This window comes from Nonomuraea sp. NPDC046570 (assembly GCF_040645915.1).
Lineage (GTDB): Bacteria > Actinomycetota > Actinomycetes > Streptosporangiales > Streptosporangiaceae > Nonomuraea.
Window position 1 is genome coordinate 216,092 of the sequence record NZ_JBEYZF010000007.1, and the last position, 17,063, is coordinate 233,154.

The 17,063-nt window shown below is 70.8% G+C and carries 17 protein-coding genes; 12 read left to right on the forward strand and 5 right to left on the reverse strand.

The genetic code is table 11. The annotated features are described in order from the left end of the window. The first annotated feature begins 25 nt into the window (after positions 1 to 25). Complete coding sequence (locus ABZ911_RS14560) at positions 26 to 1,987, forward strand: thioredoxin domain-containing protein (RefSeq protein ID WP_358055117.1); 1,962 nt, start codon at positions 26 to 28, stop codon at positions 1,985 to 1,987. Here ABZ911_RS14560 and ABZ911_RS14565 read toward each other — a convergent pair. Next, a complete protein-coding gene (locus ABZ911_RS14565; protein ID WP_358055119.1) occupies positions 1,964 to 4,087 on the reverse strand; it encodes a transglycosylase domain-containing protein in 2,124 nt (707 codons plus the stop codon). The genes ABZ911_RS14560 and ABZ911_RS14565 overlap by 24 nt on opposite strands. Positions 4,088 to 4,202: 115 nt before the next feature. Then, positions 4,203 to 4,682: an Lrp/AsnC family transcriptional regulator gene (locus ABZ911_RS14570; RefSeq protein WP_358055121.1), complete on the reverse strand. Its 480-nt coding sequence runs from the start codon at positions 4,680 to 4,682 to the stop codon at positions 4,203 to 4,205. 103 nt (positions 4,683 to 4,785) lie between these two features. Between ABZ911_RS14570 and hppD the strand changes: the two genes are divergently transcribed. The 3 genes from hppD to ABZ911_RS14585 are packed head-to-tail and all read left to right on the forward strand — an operon-like array spanning position 4,786 to position 7,862. Beyond that, positions 4,786 to 5,895 carry a 4-hydroxyphenylpyruvate dioxygenase gene (hppD, locus tag ABZ911_RS14575; RefSeq protein WP_358055123.1) on the forward strand — a complete coding sequence of 370 codons (1,110 nt, stop codon included), beginning with the start codon at positions 4,786 to 4,788 and terminating at the stop codon, positions 5,893 to 5,895. 37 nt (positions 5,896 to 5,932) lie between these two features. Beyond that, complete coding sequence (locus ABZ911_RS14580; RefSeq protein WP_358055125.1) at positions 5,933 to 6,379, forward strand: RDD family protein; 447 nt, start codon at positions 5,933 to 5,935, stop codon at positions 6,377 to 6,379. 58 nt (positions 6,380 to 6,437) lie between these two features. Next, positions 6,438 to 7,862 (forward strand): M1 family metallopeptidase, encoded by a 1,425-nt coding sequence (locus tag ABZ911_RS14585; RefSeq protein WP_358055127.1) that lies wholly within the window; start codon positions 6,438 to 6,440, stop codon positions 7,860 to 7,862. Positions 7,863 to 7,864: 2 nt separating this feature from the next. Here ABZ911_RS14585 and ilvA read toward each other — a convergent pair whose 3' ends face one another. The 3 genes from ilvA to ABZ911_RS14600 are packed head-to-tail and all read right to left on the reverse strand — an operon-like array spanning position 7,865 to position 10,270. Further along, positions 7,865 to 9,079, reverse strand: a complete 1,215-nt coding sequence (ilvA, locus tag ABZ911_RS14590; RefSeq protein ID WP_358055129.1) for a threonine ammonia-lyase — start codon at positions 9,077 to 9,079, stop codon at positions 7,865 to 7,867. A gap of 25 nt (positions 9,080 to 9,104) precedes the next feature. Beyond that, positions 9,105 to 9,725: a hypothetical protein gene (locus tag ABZ911_RS14595; RefSeq protein WP_358055131.1), complete on the reverse strand. Its 621-nt coding sequence runs from the start codon at positions 9,723 to 9,725 to the stop codon at positions 9,105 to 9,107. Beyond that, on the reverse strand, positions 9,722 to 10,270 hold the full coding sequence (locus ABZ911_RS14600) for a sigma-70 family RNA polymerase sigma factor (RefSeq protein WP_358055133.1): 549 nt from the start codon (positions 10,268 to 10,270) through the stop codon (positions 9,722 to 9,724). Before ABZ911_RS14600 ends, ABZ911_RS14595 begins: the two co-directional genes overlap by 4 nt. 95 nt (positions 10,271 to 10,365) lie before the next feature. Between ABZ911_RS14600 and ABZ911_RS14605 the strand changes: the two genes are divergently transcribed. Genes ABZ911_RS14605 through ABZ911_RS14640 form a run of 8 tightly spaced genes read left to right on the forward strand, consistent with a single transcriptional unit; the run spans position 10,366 to position 17,061 of the window. Beyond that, on the forward strand, positions 10,366 to 10,695 hold the full coding sequence (locus tag ABZ911_RS14605) for a PadR family transcriptional regulator (protein WP_358055135.1): 330 nt from the start codon (positions 10,366 to 10,368) through the stop codon (positions 10,693 to 10,695). Next, positions 10,692 to 11,576: a hypothetical protein gene (locus ABZ911_RS14610; protein WP_358055137.1), complete on the forward strand. Its 885-nt coding sequence runs from the start codon at positions 10,692 to 10,694 to the stop codon at positions 11,574 to 11,576. Before ABZ911_RS14605 ends, ABZ911_RS14610 begins: the two co-directional genes overlap by 4 nt. A 33-nt stretch (positions 11,577 to 11,609) precedes the next feature. Beyond that, a complete protein-coding gene (locus ABZ911_RS14615; protein WP_358055139.1) occupies positions 11,610 to 12,491 on the forward strand; it encodes a hypothetical protein in 882 nt (293 codons plus the stop codon). A 33-nt stretch (positions 12,492 to 12,524) separates the two neighbouring features. After that, positions 12,525 to 13,406: a hypothetical protein gene (locus ABZ911_RS14620; RefSeq protein ID WP_358055141.1), complete on the forward strand. Its 882-nt coding sequence runs from the start codon at positions 12,525 to 12,527 to the stop codon at positions 13,404 to 13,406. A 46-nt stretch (positions 13,407 to 13,452) separates the two neighbouring features. Beyond that, a complete protein-coding gene (locus tag ABZ911_RS14625) occupies positions 13,453 to 13,788 on the forward strand; it encodes a PadR family transcriptional regulator (protein WP_358055143.1) in 336 nt (111 codons plus the stop codon). Next, positions 13,785 to 14,672: a hypothetical protein gene (locus ABZ911_RS14630; protein WP_358055145.1), complete on the forward strand. Its 888-nt coding sequence runs from the start codon at positions 13,785 to 13,787 to the stop codon at positions 14,670 to 14,672. The genes ABZ911_RS14625 and ABZ911_RS14630 overlap by 4 nt, the downstream gene beginning before the upstream one ends. Before the next feature lie 57 nt (positions 14,673 to 14,729). Then, positions 14,730 to 16,394, forward strand: coding sequence for a peptidoglycan-binding domain-containing protein (locus tag ABZ911_RS14635; protein WP_358055147.1), 1,665 nt, complete (start codon positions 14,730 to 14,732; stop codon positions 16,392 to 16,394). Continuing rightward, positions 16,387 to 17,061, forward strand: a complete 675-nt coding sequence (locus tag ABZ911_RS14640; RefSeq protein ID WP_358055149.1) for an ABC transporter ATP-binding protein — start codon at positions 16,387 to 16,389, stop codon at positions 17,059 to 17,061. The genes ABZ911_RS14635 and ABZ911_RS14640 overlap by 8 nt, the downstream gene beginning before the upstream one ends. Positions 17,062 to 17,063 lie beyond the last annotated feature (2 nt).

Genomic DNA, 17,063 nt, shown 5'->3' on the forward strand with positions numbered 1-17,063 from the left:
ACTCACCACGGGGAAGGAAGCTCCCATGAACCGGCTCAAGGACGCGACCAGCCCTTACCTCCTGCAGCACGCCCACAATCCCGTCGACTGGTGGGAATGGGGACCGGAGGCGTTCGAGGAGGCCAGACGGCGCGACCTACCGCTGCTCATCTCGGTCGGCTACAGCGCCTGCCACTGGTGCCACGTGATGGCACACGAGAGTTTCGAGGACCTGGAGACCGCGCGGCTGATGAACGCGCACTTCGTCAACGTCAAGGTGGACCGCGAGGAGCGGCCCGACGTGGACGCCGTCTACATGAGCGCGACGCAGGCGATGACGCAGCACGGCGGGTGGCCGATGACGGTGTTCGCCACGCCCGAGGGCCACCCGTTCTACTGCGGCACCTATTTTCCGCGCGCCCAGTTCCAGCGGCTGCTGGCGGGGGTGCACAACGCGTGGGCGGGCGACCGGGAGGCGGTGCTCAGCCAGGGGTCGAAGATCGTCGAGGCGTTGAACGAGAGCTCGGCCATGCCCGAGGGGCCGGTGCCGACGGCGGACACGCTGGCGCTGGCCGTACAGAATCTGCGGGCCTCGTTCGATCCGGTGCGCGGTGGGTTCGGCGGGGCGCCGAAGTTCCCGCCGTCGATGGTGCTGGAGTTCCTGTTGCGGGCCGGTGAGCGGGAGATGTCGTCGGCGACGCTGGAGCGGATGGCCCGCGGCGGGATCTACGACCAGCTCGGCGGCGGGTTCGCGCGCTACAGCGTGGACGCCGACTGGGTGGTGCCGCACTTCGAGAAGATGCTCTACGACAACGCGCTGCTGCTGCGCGTCTACACGCACTGGTGGAGGGCGGGCGGCTCGCCGCTGGCCCGCAGGGTGGCGCTGGAGACGGCCGACTGGCTGCTGCGCGAGCTGCGCACGCCCGAGGGCGGCTTCGCCTCGGCCCTGGACGCCGACACCGAGGGCGAGGAGGGCCGGTTCTACGTCTGGACCCCCGCGGAGCTGGAGCAGGTCCTGGGCGAGGCGGACGGCGCCTGGGCGACGGCGCTGTTCGAGGTGACGGGCACCTTCGAGCACGGCACCTCGGTCCTGCAGCTCCCCGCCGACCCGGACGACGCCGAACACTACGAGAGCGTGCGCGCGCGCCTGCTGGCCGCCCGCGAGCAGCGGGTACGGCCAGGCCGCGACGACAAGGTGGTGGCCGCCTGGAACGGCCTGGCCATCGCGGCGCTCGCCGAGACGGGCCTGGCGTTCGAGCGCCAGGACCTGGTCGAGGCGGCGGTCGCGGCGGCGGAGCTGCAGGCCGAGGTCCACCTGGACGGCGGCCGGCTGCTGCGCACCTCGCGTGACGGGCGAGCCGGCCACAACGCGGGCGTCCTGGAGGACTACGCCGACCTCGCCGAGGGCCTGCTCGCGCTGTACGGCGTGACAGGCCAGACCCGCTGGTTCAGGATCGCCGGCCAGTTGCTCGACGCGGTCCTGGAACACTTCCCCGACGGCTCCGGCGGCTTCTACGACACCGCCGACGACGCCGAACGGCTCTTCCAGCGCCCGCAGGACCCGACCGACAACGCGACCCCCTCGGGCCGTTTCGCGGTCGCGGGGGCGCTGCTGAGCTACGCCGCGCTGACCGGCTCGGCCGGGCACCGGCAGGCCGCCGAGGAGGCGCTGGGCACAGTGTCGGTGCTGGCCCAGGGGCATGCAAGATTCGCCGGCTGGGGGCTGGCGGTGGCCGCCGCCGCGCTCGCGGGGCCGGTGGAGGTGGCGGTCGCCGGACCGCTTGACGACCCGCGTACCCAGGCGCTGCACCGGGCCGCGCTGCTGGCCGACGTGCCGGGCCTGGTCGTCGCCGTGGGCGCGGCCGACGGTGGGGTGGCGCTGCTGGAGGGGCGCGGGCCGGTCGACGGCGCGCCGGCCGGCTACGTGTGCCGGAACTTCACCTGCCGCCTGCCGGTGACCACGCCGGAAGCGCTGCGGGCCGAGCTACTGGCGGCCGCTGCCAGGTGACTCACCGGTCTCGCCGGGGCCGGGGCCCGTGGACGGGGGGAGCGGGGGCGGCTCCGGCTGGGTCGTCTGCTCGCCCTGGTCCGGGCCTGGGCCCTCCTCCTCCGGGTTCTCGGGCCCCATGCTGGGCGGGCCGGTGGGGAACTCGCTGGGGTCGGGCTGCGGGGTGAAGCCGGTGTCGCCGTCGTCGTTCCAGTCGCCGCCGTCGTCGTCGAACCGGTCGCCCCGGCCCTCGTCGGGTTCGTCGACGGAACCGTAGCCATAGCCGTAGCCGGAGGGCGGCGGGAACTCCACGACGGGCTTGCCCGCCATGGCCTCGGTCATGAACGCCCGCCAGATCTGCGCGGGAAGCTGGCCGCCGAACTGGGCGCTGCCGTTGACCACGACGGTCTTGTTGTCGTCGCGGAACATGTTCACGGCGGTGGCGAGCTGCGGGGTGAAGCCGTTGAACCAGACGGCGCCCGAGCTGTCGGTGGTGCCGGTCTTGCCGGCCACCGGCCGGTCGTACAGGTCGGCGGCGCGGCCCGTGCCGTACCGCACGACCTGCTGCATGGCGTAGGCGGTGTCGGCCGCGGCCTGCTTGCCGACGACCTGCGTGGACTTGGGCTTGACCACGGCCTTCTTGCCCTTGGCGCTGGTCACCGACTTCACCACGTGCGTCTCCACGTGGGTGCCGCCGTTGGCGAAGGTGCCGAAGCCGCCCGCGTTCTGCACCGCGCTGACCGAGGCGACGCCGAGCGGGAAGGAGGCCGCCGCCTTGTGCTGGGCGAGCTGGTCGGCGGGGATGCCGGCGGACTCGGCGAGTTCGGCGACCTTGTCCAGGCCGACCTTCTGGCCGAGGTCGACGAAGGCGGTGTTGACGGAGTTCTGGGTGGCGCGGACCAGGTCGATCTGGCCGTAGGAGCGTCCGCTGTCGTTGGGGATGGGGTGGTCGGGGGCGGAGGCCACCCTGATCGGGGAGTTGCCGTCCACCCTGGTGCCGAGGTCGAAGCCGTTCTCCAGGGCCGCGGCCAGGGTGTACGGCTTGAAGGTGGAGCCCGCCTGGACCTTGGCGGAGAAGGCGTTGTCCCACGACTGGTCCTTGCGCCCGCCGTAGAAGGCGACCACCTCGCCGGTGGCGGGGTCGACGGCGGCCAGGCCGGTGCGCACCTTCTTGGACGTGCCCTCGGGCAGTACGGAGGTGACGGCCCGCTCGGCGGCGGCCATCAGCTTCTTGTCGAAGGTGGTGACGATCTTCAGGCCGCCGCTGTTGATGTCCTCGTCGGTGTAGCCGCGGCGGTTGAGCTCCTCGCGTACCCGGTCGACCATCACCTGGCTCTGGCCCTTGAGGGTGAAGGCCGCCTTCGGCTTGCTCAGCTTGGGGAAGGTGGTCGTGGCCGCCTGCTCGGCGCTGAGCGAGCCGGTCTGGACCATGGCGTCGATCACCGACTTCCAGCGGGCCTTGGCCGCGTCGAGGTCGGCGCCCTTGGGGTCGGCGAAGGTGCTGGGCTGCTGGATGACCGCGGCCAGGTAGGCGCCCTGGGCCAGGTCGAGCTTGTCGACGTCCTTGCCGAAGTAGGCCTGGGCGGCGGCCTGGACGCCGTTGGCGCCGCGGCCGAAGTAGATGGTGTTGAGGTACTGCTCCAGGACCCAGTCCTTGGACTTGGACTGGTCGACCTTGATGGAGATCAGGATCTCCTTGAACTTGCGGGTGATGGACCGTTCCTGGCTGAGGCCGCTGTAGTAGTTGCGCACCATCTGCTGGGTGATCGTGGAGCCGCCCTGGAGTTGCTGGCCGCTCACCGTCGACCAGAGGGCGCGCATCGTGCCCTTGAACGACACCCCGCTGTCCTGGTAGAAGCTGCGGTTCTCGGCGGCGATGACCGCGTCCCGCACCGGTACGGGCACCCGCTTGAGCTCCACGGTCTTGCGGTTGACGCCCTGCCTGGCCAGGACGCTCTTGCCGTCGCGGTAGTAGATGACCGAGCCCTGCGCGGTGGCCTGCTTCTGGGTGCTGTCGGGGATGGGGGTCATCGCCCAGGCGATGCCGAACAGGCCGATCAGCACGAGGACCGACGCGCCGAAGCCCATCAGAACGAACCGGAGAATCCGCCGCTTTCGCATGCCCTTCTCCCCACCGCTCGACACGGGCACCCCCCGATCGCATTCCCGGCAAACCCCCGTCGGCCAGGCGAACGCCAAGGATAAACGACCGGTAACGATGCTTGAGATCGTACGTCTACCGAGGTCCGCGACGCGGGACATCCGCGACCAATGGCAGCACTCGGTATGGGACAGGCGTGTCGAGCACGATCACCGAGGACGTCCTGAGCACCCCGTGCACCTCCACGATCTGGTCGATGACCCGCTGCAGATCGGCGTTGCTGCGCGCGACGACACGGCAGAACAGGTCGCTGCCGCCGGTGATGGTGTGCACCTCCAGCACCTCGGGGATGTGCGCCAGCCGGTGGGCCACCGGGTCGTGCCCGGCGACCTGCCGGATCTCCATGGTCACGAACGCGGTGACGCCGTAGCCGAGCGCGGCGGGCGACACGTCGGGCCCGAAGCCGGTGATCACTCCTCTGGCGAGCATCCGGTCCAGCCTCGCCTGGACCGTGCCGCGGGCCACGCCGAGGCGGCGCGAGCACTCCAGTACGCCGAGGCGGGGCTCGCGGGCGAGCAGGGCCACGAGGTCGGCGTCGAGTTGATCAATCGTCATGGTGTACAGATCTCCGGGTCGGATCCTCCGTGGACTGGACAGATTGTCCACCTATTCAAGTAACTGTTGCACAAGCAGTCCAGATGATTCGACAGTGTCGCTTATGACCGACATCTTTCCTGTGAACGGTATGGACGCCGTGGTGTTCGCCGTGGGCAACGCCAAGCAGGCCGCCCACTACTACTCGACCGCCTTCGGCATGAAGCTGGTGGCCTACCGGGGGCCGGAGAACGGCAGCAGGGACGAGGTCGCCTACGTCCTGACCTCCGGCAGCGCCCGGTTCGAGCTGCGCGGCGCGGTACGGCCCGGCACGGACGTGGCGCGGCACGTCGCCGAGCACGGCGACGGCGTCATCGACCTGGCCATCGAGGTGCCCGACGTGGAGTCGGCCTACGAGCACGCGCTCGCCCACGGAGCGCAGGGCGTGGCGGCGCCGTACACGCTGGAGGACGAGAACGGCAAGGTGGTGCTCGCGGCCATCGCCACCTACGGCGAGACCCGCCACACGCTGGTGGACAGGTCGAACTACTCGGGCGTCTACCTGCCCGGCTACCTGCCCGCCCAGCCGCTCGTCGCCGCGCCGGACGTGAAGAACGCGCGGCTGTTCCAGGCCGTCGACCACTGCGTGGGCAATGTCGAGCTCGGCAAGATGGACGAGTGGGTGGAGTTCTACAAGCGCGTCATGGGCTTCACCAACATGGCCGAGTTCGTCGGGGACGACATCGCCACGGAGTACTCCGCGCTGATGTCGAAGGTCGTCGCCGACGGCTCGCGCAAGGTGAAGTTCCCGCTGAACGAGCCCGCGATCAGCCGCAAGAAGTCGCAGATCGACGAGTACCTCGAGTTCTACGGCGGCCCCGGGGTGCAGCACATCGCGCTGGCCACCAACGACATCCTGACCACCGTCGACCACATGCGCGCCGCCGGCGTGCAGTTCCTCGACACGCCCGACTCCTACTACGACGACCCCGAGCTGCGGGCCCGGATCGGGCAGGTGCGGGCACCGATCGAGGAGCTGAAGAAGCGCAAGATCCTGGTGGACCGGGACGAGGACGGCTACCTGCTGCAGATCTTCACCAAGCCGGTGCAGGACCGGCCGACGGTCTTCTTCGAGCTGATCGAGCGGCACGGCTCGCTCGGCTTCGGCAAGGGCAACTTCAAGGCGTTGTTCGAGGCCATCGAGCGTGAGCAGGAGCGCCGCGGCAACCTCTGAGGGTTTGTCTTGACCAGGTGGTGGTGATCTAGGCCACATGGGATCACCACCATCGACGCCGCCGCTGGCAGGCCGCTGGCGGCGGCTGTTCGCGGGCATTCTGGACGCCATCATCGTCAGCCTCGTCGCCACGCCGTTCACCTGGACGAGCTGGCAGTACGTCTGGGACGCCGACCGGGGGATCTGGGAGCGCTACCCGATCGAGCACACCTTCGTCGCCGCCGTCCTCGCCTTCCTCTACTTCTGGCTCTTCCACGCCTACTGGCACGGCCAGACCCCCAGCAAGAAGCTGTTCCACATGCGGGTCGTCCAGGTGAGCGGCCGGCCGATCACCGTCGGCCAGGCCGCGATCAGGCAGCTCGTCTTCGCCGTCCTCGCCGCCCTGTGCTGCCTCGGCATCGTCGACCTCGCCTGGATCCTGTTCGACCCGCGCAAGCAGGCCCTGCACGACAAGGCCGCCGGAACACTAGTCGTAGACGCCTGACCAGGCATCACCACGTGGCGTAGGCTTCCCCCTACCGTAAGAGAGGGGACAGTCGACGATGGGGTCACTCCGGCCGGTGCCCGCGCTGCTCGCCATGGTCTGCGGGGTGTTCGCCTGCGCGCCGTCCACCGGCGCCACCCTGCCCTCACCCATCACCTCCCCGGCGCATTCGCCGTCCGACGTGGGAGCGCCCGGGATCGGCGACCCCGGCTTCCCCTTGGACGGCAACGGCGGCTACGACGTGGCGCACTACCACCTCAAGCTCGGCTACGACCCGGCCACCGACCACCTGACCGGGGTGGCCACCGTCCAGGCCGAGGCCACCCAGCGGCTGTCCCGCTTCAACTTCGACCTCGCCGGCCTGAAAGTGGACAGGATCGCGGTGAACGGCGCCGCCGCGAGGTTCGCGCGCGACGGCGACGAGCTCACCGTGATCCCGGGCGAGCCGCTGCGCCGCGGCGATTCCTTCACCGCCACGGTCTCCTACTCGGGGCGGCCCGCCCCCATCAAGGACTCCGGCAACCTCGGCACCTACGGGTTCATCCCGACTCCCGACGGCGCGTTCGTCGTCTGCGAGCCCAACGGCGCCAAGACCTGGTTCCCCGCCAACGACCACCCGGCCGACAAGGCGCGGTTCGACTTCGAGGTCACCGTGCCCGCCGGGTTGACCGTGCTGGCCAACGGCGAGATGACCGGCACGCCGCGGACATCCGGGGGCAAGACCACCTACTCCTGGCGCGAGCAGCACCCGATGGCCACCTACCTGGCGACGATCACCCTCGGCCGGTTCGAGCTCAGGCAGGGCAGGACCCGGGCGGGCGTCGCCAACCTGGCCGCCGCCGACCCGAAGTTCCGCTCCTCGCTGGACGGCGTCTACACCCTCTCCGCCGAGATCACCGACCACTGGAGCACCGTCTTCGGCCCCTACCCGTTCGGCTCGACCGGCGGCGTGATCGACGACTTCCCCACCGGCTACGCCCTGGAGAACCAGACCAAGCCGATGTACGGCGGATTCGCCCCCGAAACCGGCGTCATCGCCCACGAGCTGGCCCACCAGTGGTTCGGCAACAGCCTGAGCATCCGCAGGTGGAAGGACCTGTGGCTGAACGAGGGCTTCGCGACCTACGCCGAGTGGCTGTGGGGCGAGCACAAGGGCAAGGCGAGCGCGGAGAGCGTCTTCAAGACCTACTACGGCAGGCCCGCCACCGACCCGATGTGGTCCTACCCGCCCGGCAATGCCCAGTCGAAGGACCTGTTCAACCAGTCGATCTACATCAGGGGCGCGATGACCCTGCACGCCCTGCGCCGGCGCGTCGGGGACGAGACCTTCTTCCGGCTGCTGAAGGAATGGACGAGCGCGCACGAGTACGGCAACGTCACCACGGACCAGTTCGTCGCCCTGGCCGAGAAGCTGTCCGCCCGGCGGCTCGGCCCGCTGTTCGACGCGTGGCTGTTCCAGCCCAGGCGACCGGCCGAGTGGTGAGGTCAGACCACGAAGACCTTGTAGCCCTCGCGCCTGAGCGTGCCCAGCACCTCCTCGCAGTGGGCGGGGCCCCTGGTCTCCAGTTGTAGCTGCACCTCGACCTCGTCCAGGTGCAGGCGGGCGCTGATCCGCTCGTGGGTGACGTCGACGACGTTGGCGCGCAGCCCGGCGAGCTTGCCGAGGAGCGCGTACAGGGCACCAGGGCGATCGGCCAGCCGTACTCTGACGCTCAGGTAGCGGCCGGCGGCCGCCATGCCGTGGCGCAGGACCCTGGCCAGCAGCAGCGGGTCGATGTTGCCGCCGGACAGCACCGCGACCACCGGCGCCTCGAAGGCGTCGGGCTGCGCGAGCAGCGCGGCCACGCCCACCACCCCGGCCGGCTCCACCACCAGCTTGGCCCGCTCCACGCAGAGCACCAGCGCCTTGGAGATCTCCTCCTCCGAGACCGTGACCACCTGGTCGAGCAGGTAGTGGATCAGCTCGAACGGCAGCTCGCCGGGCCGCCCGACGGCGATGCCGTCGGCCATCGTGGCGGCCGGTTCGACCAGCGTCGGCTCGCCCATCGCGAGCGAGGCGGGGTAGGCGGCGGCCCGTTCGGCCTGGACGCCGACGATCCTGATGCCGGGCCGCAGCGACTTGGCCGCGAGCGCGACGCCGGCGGCCAGCCCGCCGCCGCCGATGCCGAGCACGATCGTGCCCGTCTCGGGAAGCTGCTCGATGATCTCCAGTCCGATGGTGCCCTGGCCGGCGACGACGTCCTGGTGGTCGAAGGGGTGGATGAACACCGCCCCGCTCTCCCGGGCGTGCTCCCTGGCGGCGGTCAGCGCCTCGTCGACGGTCTGCCCGGTGAGGATGACGTCGGCCCCGTAGGCGAGGGTGGCCTCGACCTTGGGCAGCGGCGCGCCCTCCGGCATGTAGACGACGGCCTTGGTGCCGACCAGGCCCGAAGCGAGGGCGACGCCCTGGGCGTGGTTGCCGGCGCTGGCCGCCACCACGCCCCTGGCCCGCTCCTGCTCGGTGAGCCTGGCGATGCGCACGTAGGCGCCCCTGACCTTGAACGAGCCCGCGCGCTGCAGGTTCTCGCACTTGAGGTGGACGGGGCCGCCGACCAGTTCGGACAGCAGGCGCGAGTGCACGACGGGGGTGCGCACGGCCACGCCGCCGAGCAGCTCGCGGGCGGCGACCACGTCGTCGAAGGTCACCTGTGGGAGGGCCATACGGTCAGTCTCCCACCCGGCGGGGTCAGCTTCCGGCAGGCGGCTGGCCCTCGGGGCCGCCGAGGTCGTTCCACGACGGGTCCTCGACGACCTCGCACGGCTTGACCGGGCCCTGGATGAGGCGTCCGGAGAACTGCCAGAGCGCCCGCGGCTTCTCCGGGCCGGAGGTCTGGTCGTCGTTCTGGGTGATCTCCAGGACGAGCGTCTGCCCCGGCCCGATGTAGCGCGGCGTGATGATCACCGTGCCCTGGCTGGGACGGGCGGCCTTGAAGTGGACGGACTTCTCCCACTCGCCGACGTCCCCGGTCCTGGGGGGCAGCATGTCGCCCCGCTCGCCGCCGCAGCGGGTGCCCGGCTTGACGTAGGTCACGTCGGCGGTGACGCCGTACCCCTTCAGGTCCTTCTCGACCTGGTCCGGGTTCTTGAACTCGTTGATCTTCAGGGTGATCGAGCCGTCGCCGTTCGGGGTCAGCGCGTAGGCCGGGGCGGCGGTGCCGGTCAGCAGCGGTATGGCGATGGCCGCCGCCGCGGCGACCCCGGCCAGCCCCACTCCGGCGAGCAGGCGCCCCCGGGAGAAGCGGCGGCGCCCGGCCCGTGCGGCGATCTCGGTCTTCAGTTCCATCAGCAGGCGCTCCTCGAAGCTCATCCGATTCCTTCCATGACGAAGGGCACGTCCTGTAACGCGCGCCTGGCGCGGTGCAGCCTGACCCTGGCGGTGCCCTGCCTGATGCCCAGGGCGGCGGCGGCCTCGGTCACCGTGAGCTGGTCGAGTACTACCAGCTCCAGTACCGCGCGTTCGCCCTCGGGCAGTGCGGCCATGGCCTCGAAGGCCCGCCTGGCGGGATGCTCCGCGTCGATCCGCTCCTCCAACCTGGCGACGTCGTCGGAGTCGAGCAGCCGTCGGCCGCTCACCCGGTCGGCCAGCCTGGACTCCCGGAACGCGCGGCGCCGTTCGGCCGAGAGGGTGTTGCGCGCCACGCCGTACAGCCACGCGATCTCGCTGCCCAGCCCGGCCCGGTAGGTGTGAGCCGAGTCGAGGACCGCGACGAACACTTCGGCCACCAGGTCGGCGACCGTGTGCGGGTCGTCCACCCGGCGGGCGAGAAAGCGCGTGACCGCCTCGACGTGCCGCCGGTAGAAGGCCTCGAAGGCCACGGGATCCGTGGCGATCTCCGCCTGGTCACGACGCACAGGCCGTGCTCCCTTCGTCGGTTACATCCATGCTTGGACCGACCGACGACATGCGTTACTTGCAACGCTCCGTTGTACGGAGTACGTTCGCGACCATGGCAAGGGGAACATCTGAGGTCAGCGAGCCGATGTACTTCGTGCTCACCATCCTCCTCGACGGCCCGCTGCACGGACACGCGATCCTCAAGGGCATCGGCGAGCTGTCCGGCGGTCGCGTGCAGCCGTCGGTCGGCACGCTGTACGGCATCCTGGAGCGGCTCAGCGAGCGCGGGATGATCGCCGTGGACCGCGAGGAGACCGTCAACGGCCGTCCCCGCCGCTACTTCCGGATCACCGACAGCGGCCACTCGGTGGTGCTGGCCGAGGCCAGGCGCATGCAGGAGGTCGCCGCTCTGGTGATCGGCCGGGCGGCCCCGTCCGCATGAGCCCGCTCGAACGGCGGTACCGCAGGCTGCTGCTTGCCTACCCGCGTCCCTATCGCCAGGCGCACGGAGAGGAACTCCTCGACGTCCTGCTGGACTGCTCCGCCCCGGGCCGCACGGTGCCCGCGCTCAAGGAGGCGACCGGCCTGGTGGCGGGCGGTTTACGCCAGCGGCTGTCCGCCGCCACACGCGGCCCGGCCTGGGCCGACGGCCTGCACCTGGGCGTCACCGCCCTGTCGGTGCTGCACCTGGCCGCCTTGCTCCCCTACACCCGCGTCGTCCCCGTGTGGACGGCCCTGTCCGCGCTCGCCCTGCTCGCGGTCCTGCGCGGCCGGGTACGCCTCGCACTGCCGCTCATCCTGCTCACCGGCGCCAAGGCGGTGTCCCTCGCGTACGGCAGGCAGCTCTTCGAGCTCACCCTGCTCCCCGTCGACGCCGACCTGCTCACCGGGGAGGCGCTGTTCGAGATGACCGGCCCGGCCGCCGTCGCCACCGGTTACGCGCTGGCCCTGTCCGGGTTGCTCGCCTTGGCCGCGCACGGCGGCACGCCGCGCACCCGCTCATGGTGGTGGGTGGCCGCCGTGCCGCTCCTCGCGTGGGCGGGCCCCGAGTGGATGTCGGAGGAGAGCGGCTATCCGCTGAGCCTGAGCCGGATCGCGCTGGAGGTGGCCGTGCTCGGCCTGGCCGTGTGGGCGGGCCGACGGGCTCGCGACCTGCGCTGGGCGGTGGGCGCCGGCCTCTACCTGCTGGCCGCCTCCGCCACGCTGGCCCAGCACGCCGAACTCCTCACCCGGCAGCACCTGGCCTACTGGGGGCTGCTGGCGTTCCTCACCTTCGCGGCGGCCTTCGTGCCGCACGGGCTCAGGAGGCACGCCCTCGATTGACCATACTCCGTTGAACGGAGTATGGTCCGGGCCATGCTCAAGCGATCGACTCTGGCCGCGGCCGTACTCTCGCTGGCCGTGCTCACCGGATGCGCCGAGTCCGCCGGACAGGCCGCCCCAAGCGCCCCGGCGGACGACAAGAACCAGCAGCGACAGAAGCTGGAGGCCGTGAAGGCCGACTGCATGAAGCGCCTCGGCTTCAAGTACATCCCCTTCGTCATGCCGCCCTTTGGAGCCCTTGAAGGCGCGAAGGAGGTGGGCGCCGGGGACTACGAGGCGATGAAGACGATGCGCACGAAGTACGGTTTCGGCGTCTTCGCGATGATGGTCTACCCCAAGGAACTGGGCAGCCCGGCGGTCATGCCGGACAAACCCATCCACAACCCCAACATGGAGATCACCTCCAAGCTCTCCAAGTCCCAGCTGGCCGCCTACCGGGAGGCGGCGGACACCTGCGACATCGAGGCGATCAAGAAGATCACCGGCAAGACGGTGAGGTCGGTGATGGACCAGTACGAACAGGCCGACGCCAAGGCCACGCAGCTCGCGGCCCGGGAACTCGACGGGGACGCCCGGCTCGTGAGTGCGGCCGCCGCCATGGCCGACTGCCTCAAGGCCAAGGGCGAGCGGGTCACCGCGACCAACCCGGTGGCCATGGCCGATCGCGGCAGCGCGGTGTTCACCGCCCAGAAGAAGACCATCGCGCTCAACGACGACATACCCGACACCGGGCTGCGCGAGGGGCAGTTCTACGAGCCCGACCTCACGCCCGAGGAGGCCAGGCCGTACCTGGACAAGGAGATCAAGGCGGCGCTGGTGGACCTGGAGTGCGGCAGGGAGTTCTACGCCTCCTTCATGCCGCGGCAGACGGAGATCCGGCGCAAGGTCAGCGAGGAATTCGGGACCGGGATTTGACCATACTTCGAGCAGCGAAGTATTGTCCTCCGCATGCTCAAGCGATCATGCGTGACCGTGGCGGCGTTGCTCCTGACCGGATGCGGCACGACCACCACCCCGGTGGCCGAGGAAGCTCCGAAGAAGGCGGACATGAGCAAGCAACGACTCATGGAGTCCAGCATCGCCACCTGCATGAAACAGGCGGGATTCAAGTACGTCCCGAACGTGGGGCGGGATGAACAACCGTCGTCGACCGAGGCCGGACTGGCCGCGGGCGACTACGCGACCATGAAGGCCGACCGCGCGAAGTACGGCTTCCGCGTCTTCTCCGGGCTGGCCTACCCCGACGACCCGGGCTCCGGAGCGCTCGTCGCCGACTTCGGCGCCGACCCGAACTGGAAGATCACCCAGGCACTGTCCGACAAGCAGACCAAGGCCTACGAGAAGGCCACCGACCGCTGCCACGCCAAAGCCGCCAGGAAGGTGCTGGGCAAGGACGTCAAGGACTGGCGGGACCAGGCCAACCAGGCGGCGGAACTGGTCGACAAGCTCACCGCCCGCGAACTGGACGGCGACGCCAAGGTCATCGCCCTCGCCCAGACCATGGCCGGCTGCCTCAACGCCAAGGGGTACCGGATCCCGGCCGCCCGACCCTCGGCCGTGGCGGGGGCCATGGCCGCGACGTTCACGGCGGAGCGGGAAGCGCTCCTGGCGAAGCAGTACGGGGCCGAGACGGCCTCCAGCAAAGGGGTGACGCTCGTTCCCGACCTGCCCGCCGAGGAGGCCCAGGTCGTGCTCCGGCGGGAGATCAAGGCCGCGCTCGACGACCTGGAATGCGGCAAGGAGTTCTATCCCGTCTTCGCACCCCGGAAGCAGGACATCGAGCGACGGGTGAGCGAGGAGTTCGGCGGGGAGAGGAGGTACACACCGTGAGTCCCATCTTGACGATGCTTCGCCGGTCGAAGTACGTTTCTCGGCTATGAGCAGGGGATCTTCAGGGCTGAGCGAGCAGACCTACTTCGTACTCGCGGCGCTGCTCGACGGCCCGCTGCACGGACACGCCATCATCAAGCGGGTCGTGGACCTCTCCCAGGGCCGGATCACCCTGGCCGTGGGCACCCTCTACGGCGCCCTCGACCGGCTCGCCGCCAACGGCGTCATCGTCGTGGAGCGCGAGGAGGTCGTCAACGGCCGCAAGCGCCGCTACTTCAGGATCAGCGACGAGGGCGGGCAGCTCGTCCGGGCCGAGGCCGAGCGCATGCAGCAGGCCGCCTCCGTGGTGACCAGACGGGCGCTCGGGGCGACCTTCGGATGACCGAACTGGAGCGGCGCTACCGATGGCTGCTGCGCGCCTACCCCCCCGGCTACCGCGCCGACTACGAGGACGAACTCCTCGACGTCCTGCTGGCCACGGCGGGACCAGGTCAGGCACGGCCGCCGTTGCGGGAGGTCAGGGCGCTGCTGGTCGGCGGGATCAAGGCCCGCGTCATCGCGGCGGCACAGGGGCCCGCCTGGATGGACGGGCTGCATCTCACGGTCACGGTGCTGAGCGTGCTGCAGCTCGGCGTGCTCATCCCGTACGCGGGCACCATCCCGCTGTGGGTGGCGCTGTCCGCGCTCGCGCTTCTCGCCGTGCTGCGCGGCCGGATGTGGGCGGCGCTGCCACTCGTGGCGGCGACCGGGCTGAAGGTCGTCGGCGTGACCTACGGCGAGCCGTGGCTGGACGGGACCCTGCTGCCGGTCTTCCCCGACCGGCTCTGGCAGGCCCCCGCCCTGTACGGCACCGGCGGCCCGATCGCCCCGTCCATCTCCTACCTGGTGCTGTTCTTCTGTCTGGCGGTACTGGCCATCCGCGGGCGGCCATCACGACGGCGTTCGTGGTGGTGGCTGCTCGCGCTACCGCTGGTCGCGGGGGCGGACCCGGCCTGGCTCGACATCGCGGAGGGCACATCCTCCTCGATCACGCGAGTCGGGCTGGAAGCCGCCCTGCTGGCGGGGGCGGCCTACGCGGGTCACCTGACCGGTGACGCCCGCTGGGCCGTCGCCGCCGGCGTCTGCCTCGTCCCGGCCACGGCCGTGCTCGCCGAGAACGTCGAGCTGGCCTCACGGCAGGGGGTCGCCCACGCGGCCCTGCTGATCCTGCTGACCGCGACGGCCGCGGCCGTCCCGTTCCGCGCCAGGCGACGCATCCTGCTCTGACGCTCACCCGCCGTCCGTTCTCTTCGGCATGCCCTTTTGCAGATTGGGAGTCCCCTGATGAAGTCGCCGCGCAAGGTTCTCGCCGGCACGGTCGCCGGCGTGATCGCCGTCGCCGGCCTCGGCTGGGGCGTCAGCACCCGCCTCCGCTCGCCCGCCGACGAGGCGGCGCTGCGCAAAGCCCCCACCCCCTCACTGGTCACCGCGGCCGTCGAACGCCGCAAGCTGACCAGCAGCGTGGTGGTCAGCGGCACCCTGGAGTACGGCTCGCCGCGCCCGGTCGCCCTGGCCGGCGTGGTCGGCGGCACCGCCGAGGCGCAGCGCGCCACCCGCGCGCCCAGGGCCGGCAGGCTCCGCGAAGGGGCCGTGCTGATGGAGGTCAACGGCCGGCCGGTGTTCACGCTGAAGGGCTCGGTGCCGATGCACCGCACCATGGCCCCCGGCACCAAGGGCAAGGACGTCCTCCAACTGCAGCGGGCGCTGCGCAGGCTCGGCTTCGGCGGCGCCGTCACCGGCGTGTTCGACCAGACGACCGTCGCCGCCGTCCGGCGGTGGTACGACAAACGCGGCTACCAGGCACAGGAGCCCGACCTGACCGCCAGGCAGTCGCGCGACACGCTGCGCAAGGCGGTGCAGACGGCCGAGGAGACGCTGGCCCTTGAGGAGCGCACCCTCGAACAGGGGCTCGACGTCGCGCCGCTCAAGGTCAAGCTCGACAACGCCAGGGATGACCTCAAGGCGGCGGAGAGCGCGCTGGAGGAGGCCGAGGCGGTCGAGGTGCCGCCGGAGGACGCGCGGGCGCTGGAGGACCTGCGGCGGGCCGTACGGTCGGCGCAGGAGGAGCTGGCGAGTGCGGAGGCGGCGCTCGCCGCGGCCAAGCCCGAGGACGCCAAGGCCCCGCTGGAGCTGAAGGTCCGCAATGCGCGGGCCAACCTGTCGGGGGCGCAGGACGCGATCTCGGCCTTCCTCGAGGAAGCCAGGGTCAAGCGCGGCAAGAACCTGGAGGACCTGCGCAAGGCCGTGCGCACCGCGCAGGACACCGTGCTCACCGCCGACCAGGCGCTACGCCACGCCAAGCAGACCTCCCCGGTCAAGCTCAAGGTGAGCAACGCGAAGAAGGACGTGGCCGCCGCCAAGGCCCTGCTCGGCGAGTTCCTCCAGACGTACGGCACGACCATCCCGCCCGGCGAGATCGTCTTCCTCCCCCGGCTGCCCGCCCGCGTACAGAAGGTGAAGATCAAGGCGGGCGCCACGGTCGCCGACGAGGTCGCCACCGTGACCAGCTCGTCCTTCGTGGTGTCGGGCTCGGTCGAGGCGGCCGAGGCCGACCTGCTGCGCGCGGGGATGCCCGCGACGATCGAGACCACGGCGGGGAAGATCCACCCGGCCAGGCTCACCTCCGTCGGCGACGCCCTGCCCGGCTCCTCGGTGCCCTCGGGGTCCGAGGGGGTCCTGCTCACGCCCGTCTCGGACAAGGGGCTCAAGGGCATGGCGGGCGCGGCCGTCACCGTGAAGATCACCGTGGGGGCGACCAGCGGCGAGGTGCTGGTGGTGCCCGTGGCCGCCGTGGTGACCGCCGCCGACGGCAAGCCGCGGGTGAAGGTCGAGGTCGCTCCGGACAAGACCAAGGAGGTCGAGGTCCGCACCGGCCTGGCCGCCGACGGCGACGTCCAGGTGACCGGCGACCTGGAGGAAGGCGACAGGGTGGTGGTCGGCGGTGCCTGAGCCGGTCATCGCGCTGGAGGCGGTCTGCCGCCAGTTCCCCGCCGACCCGCCCGTCCACGCGCTGGCGAAGGTCGACCTGCGGGTCGAGCCGTCGGACTACCTGGCGATCGCCGGGCCCTCGGGATCCGGCAAGTCGACCCTGCTCAACATCCTCGGCCTGCTCGACACGCCCACGTCCGGCTCCTACCGGCTCGACGGCATCGAGACCACCACGCTCCGGGACGGCGGCCGGACCAAGCTGCGCGGCAGCCGTATCGGCTTCGTCTTCCAGTCCTTCCACCTGCTGTCCCACCGCAGCGTGGTGGAGAACGTCATGCTCGCCGAGGTCTACGGCCGGCACGAGCGCAGGACCCGCAAGGAGCGGGCGCTGCGGGCGCTGGACCAGGTCGGGATGAGCCACCGTGTCGACTTCCTGCCCGACCGGCTGTCCGGCGGCGAGCGGCAGCGCTGCGCCATCGCCCGCGCGCTCATGGGCACCCCCTCGCTGCTGCTGTGCGACGAGCCGACGGGCAACCTGGACAGCCGCAACACCGCCGCCGTCCTCGACCTGTTCGACGACCTGCGCGCGCAGGGCCTGACCATCGTGGTCATCACCCACGAGGACGAGGTGGGCGCCCGGGCTGACCGCCGCGTGCGGATCACCGACGGCCTCCTCACCGAGGAGTAACG

Excerpts from the sequence above, each read along its gene's own strand:
- ABZ911_RS14560 (WP_358055117.1), top strand. The coding sequence starts at position 26 with ATGAACCGGCTCAAGGACGCGACCAGCCCTTACCTCCTGCAGCACGCC.
- ABZ911_RS14565 (WP_358055119.1), bottom strand. The coding sequence starts at position 4,087 with ATGCGAAAGCGGCGGATTCTCCGGTTCGTTCTGATGGGCTTCGGCGCG.
- ABZ911_RS14570 (WP_358055121.1), bottom strand. The coding sequence starts at position 4,682 with ATGACGATTGATCAACTCGACGCCGACCTCGTGGCCCTGCTCGCCCGC.
- hppD (WP_358055123.1), top strand. The coding sequence starts at position 4,786 with ATGACCGACATCTTTCCTGTGAACGGTATGGACGCCGTGGTGTTCGCC.
- ABZ911_RS14580 (WP_358055125.1), top strand. The coding sequence starts at position 5,933 with ATGGGATCACCACCATCGACGCCGCCGCTGGCAGGCCGCTGGCGGCGG.
- ABZ911_RS14585 (WP_358055127.1), top strand. The coding sequence starts at position 6,438 with ATGGGGTCACTCCGGCCGGTGCCCGCGCTGCTCGCCATGGTCTGCGGG.
- ilvA (WP_358055129.1), bottom strand. The coding sequence starts at position 9,079 with ATGGCCCTCCCACAGGTGACCTTCGACGACGTGGTCGCCGCCCGCGAG.
- ABZ911_RS14595 (WP_358055131.1), bottom strand. The coding sequence starts at position 9,725 with ATGAGCTTCGAGGAGCGCCTGCTGATGGAACTGAAGACCGAGATCGCC.
- ABZ911_RS14605 (WP_358055135.1), top strand. The coding sequence starts at position 10,366 with ATGGCAAGGGGAACATCTGAGGTCAGCGAGCCGATGTACTTCGTGCTC.
- ABZ911_RS14610 (WP_358055137.1), top strand. The coding sequence starts at position 10,692 with ATGAGCCCGCTCGAACGGCGGTACCGCAGGCTGCTGCTTGCCTACCCG.
- ABZ911_RS14615 (WP_358055139.1), top strand. The coding sequence starts at position 11,610 with ATGCTCAAGCGATCGACTCTGGCCGCGGCCGTACTCTCGCTGGCCGTG.
- ABZ911_RS14620 (WP_358055141.1), top strand. The coding sequence starts at position 12,525 with ATGCTCAAGCGATCATGCGTGACCGTGGCGGCGTTGCTCCTGACCGGA.
- ABZ911_RS14625 (WP_358055143.1), top strand. The coding sequence starts at position 13,453 with ATGAGCAGGGGATCTTCAGGGCTGAGCGAGCAGACCTACTTCGTACTC.
- ABZ911_RS14630 (WP_358055145.1), top strand. The coding sequence starts at position 13,785 with ATGACCGAACTGGAGCGGCGCTACCGATGGCTGCTGCGCGCCTACCCC.
- ABZ911_RS14635 (WP_358055147.1), top strand. The coding sequence starts at position 14,730 with ATGAAGTCGCCGCGCAAGGTTCTCGCCGGCACGGTCGCCGGCGTGATC.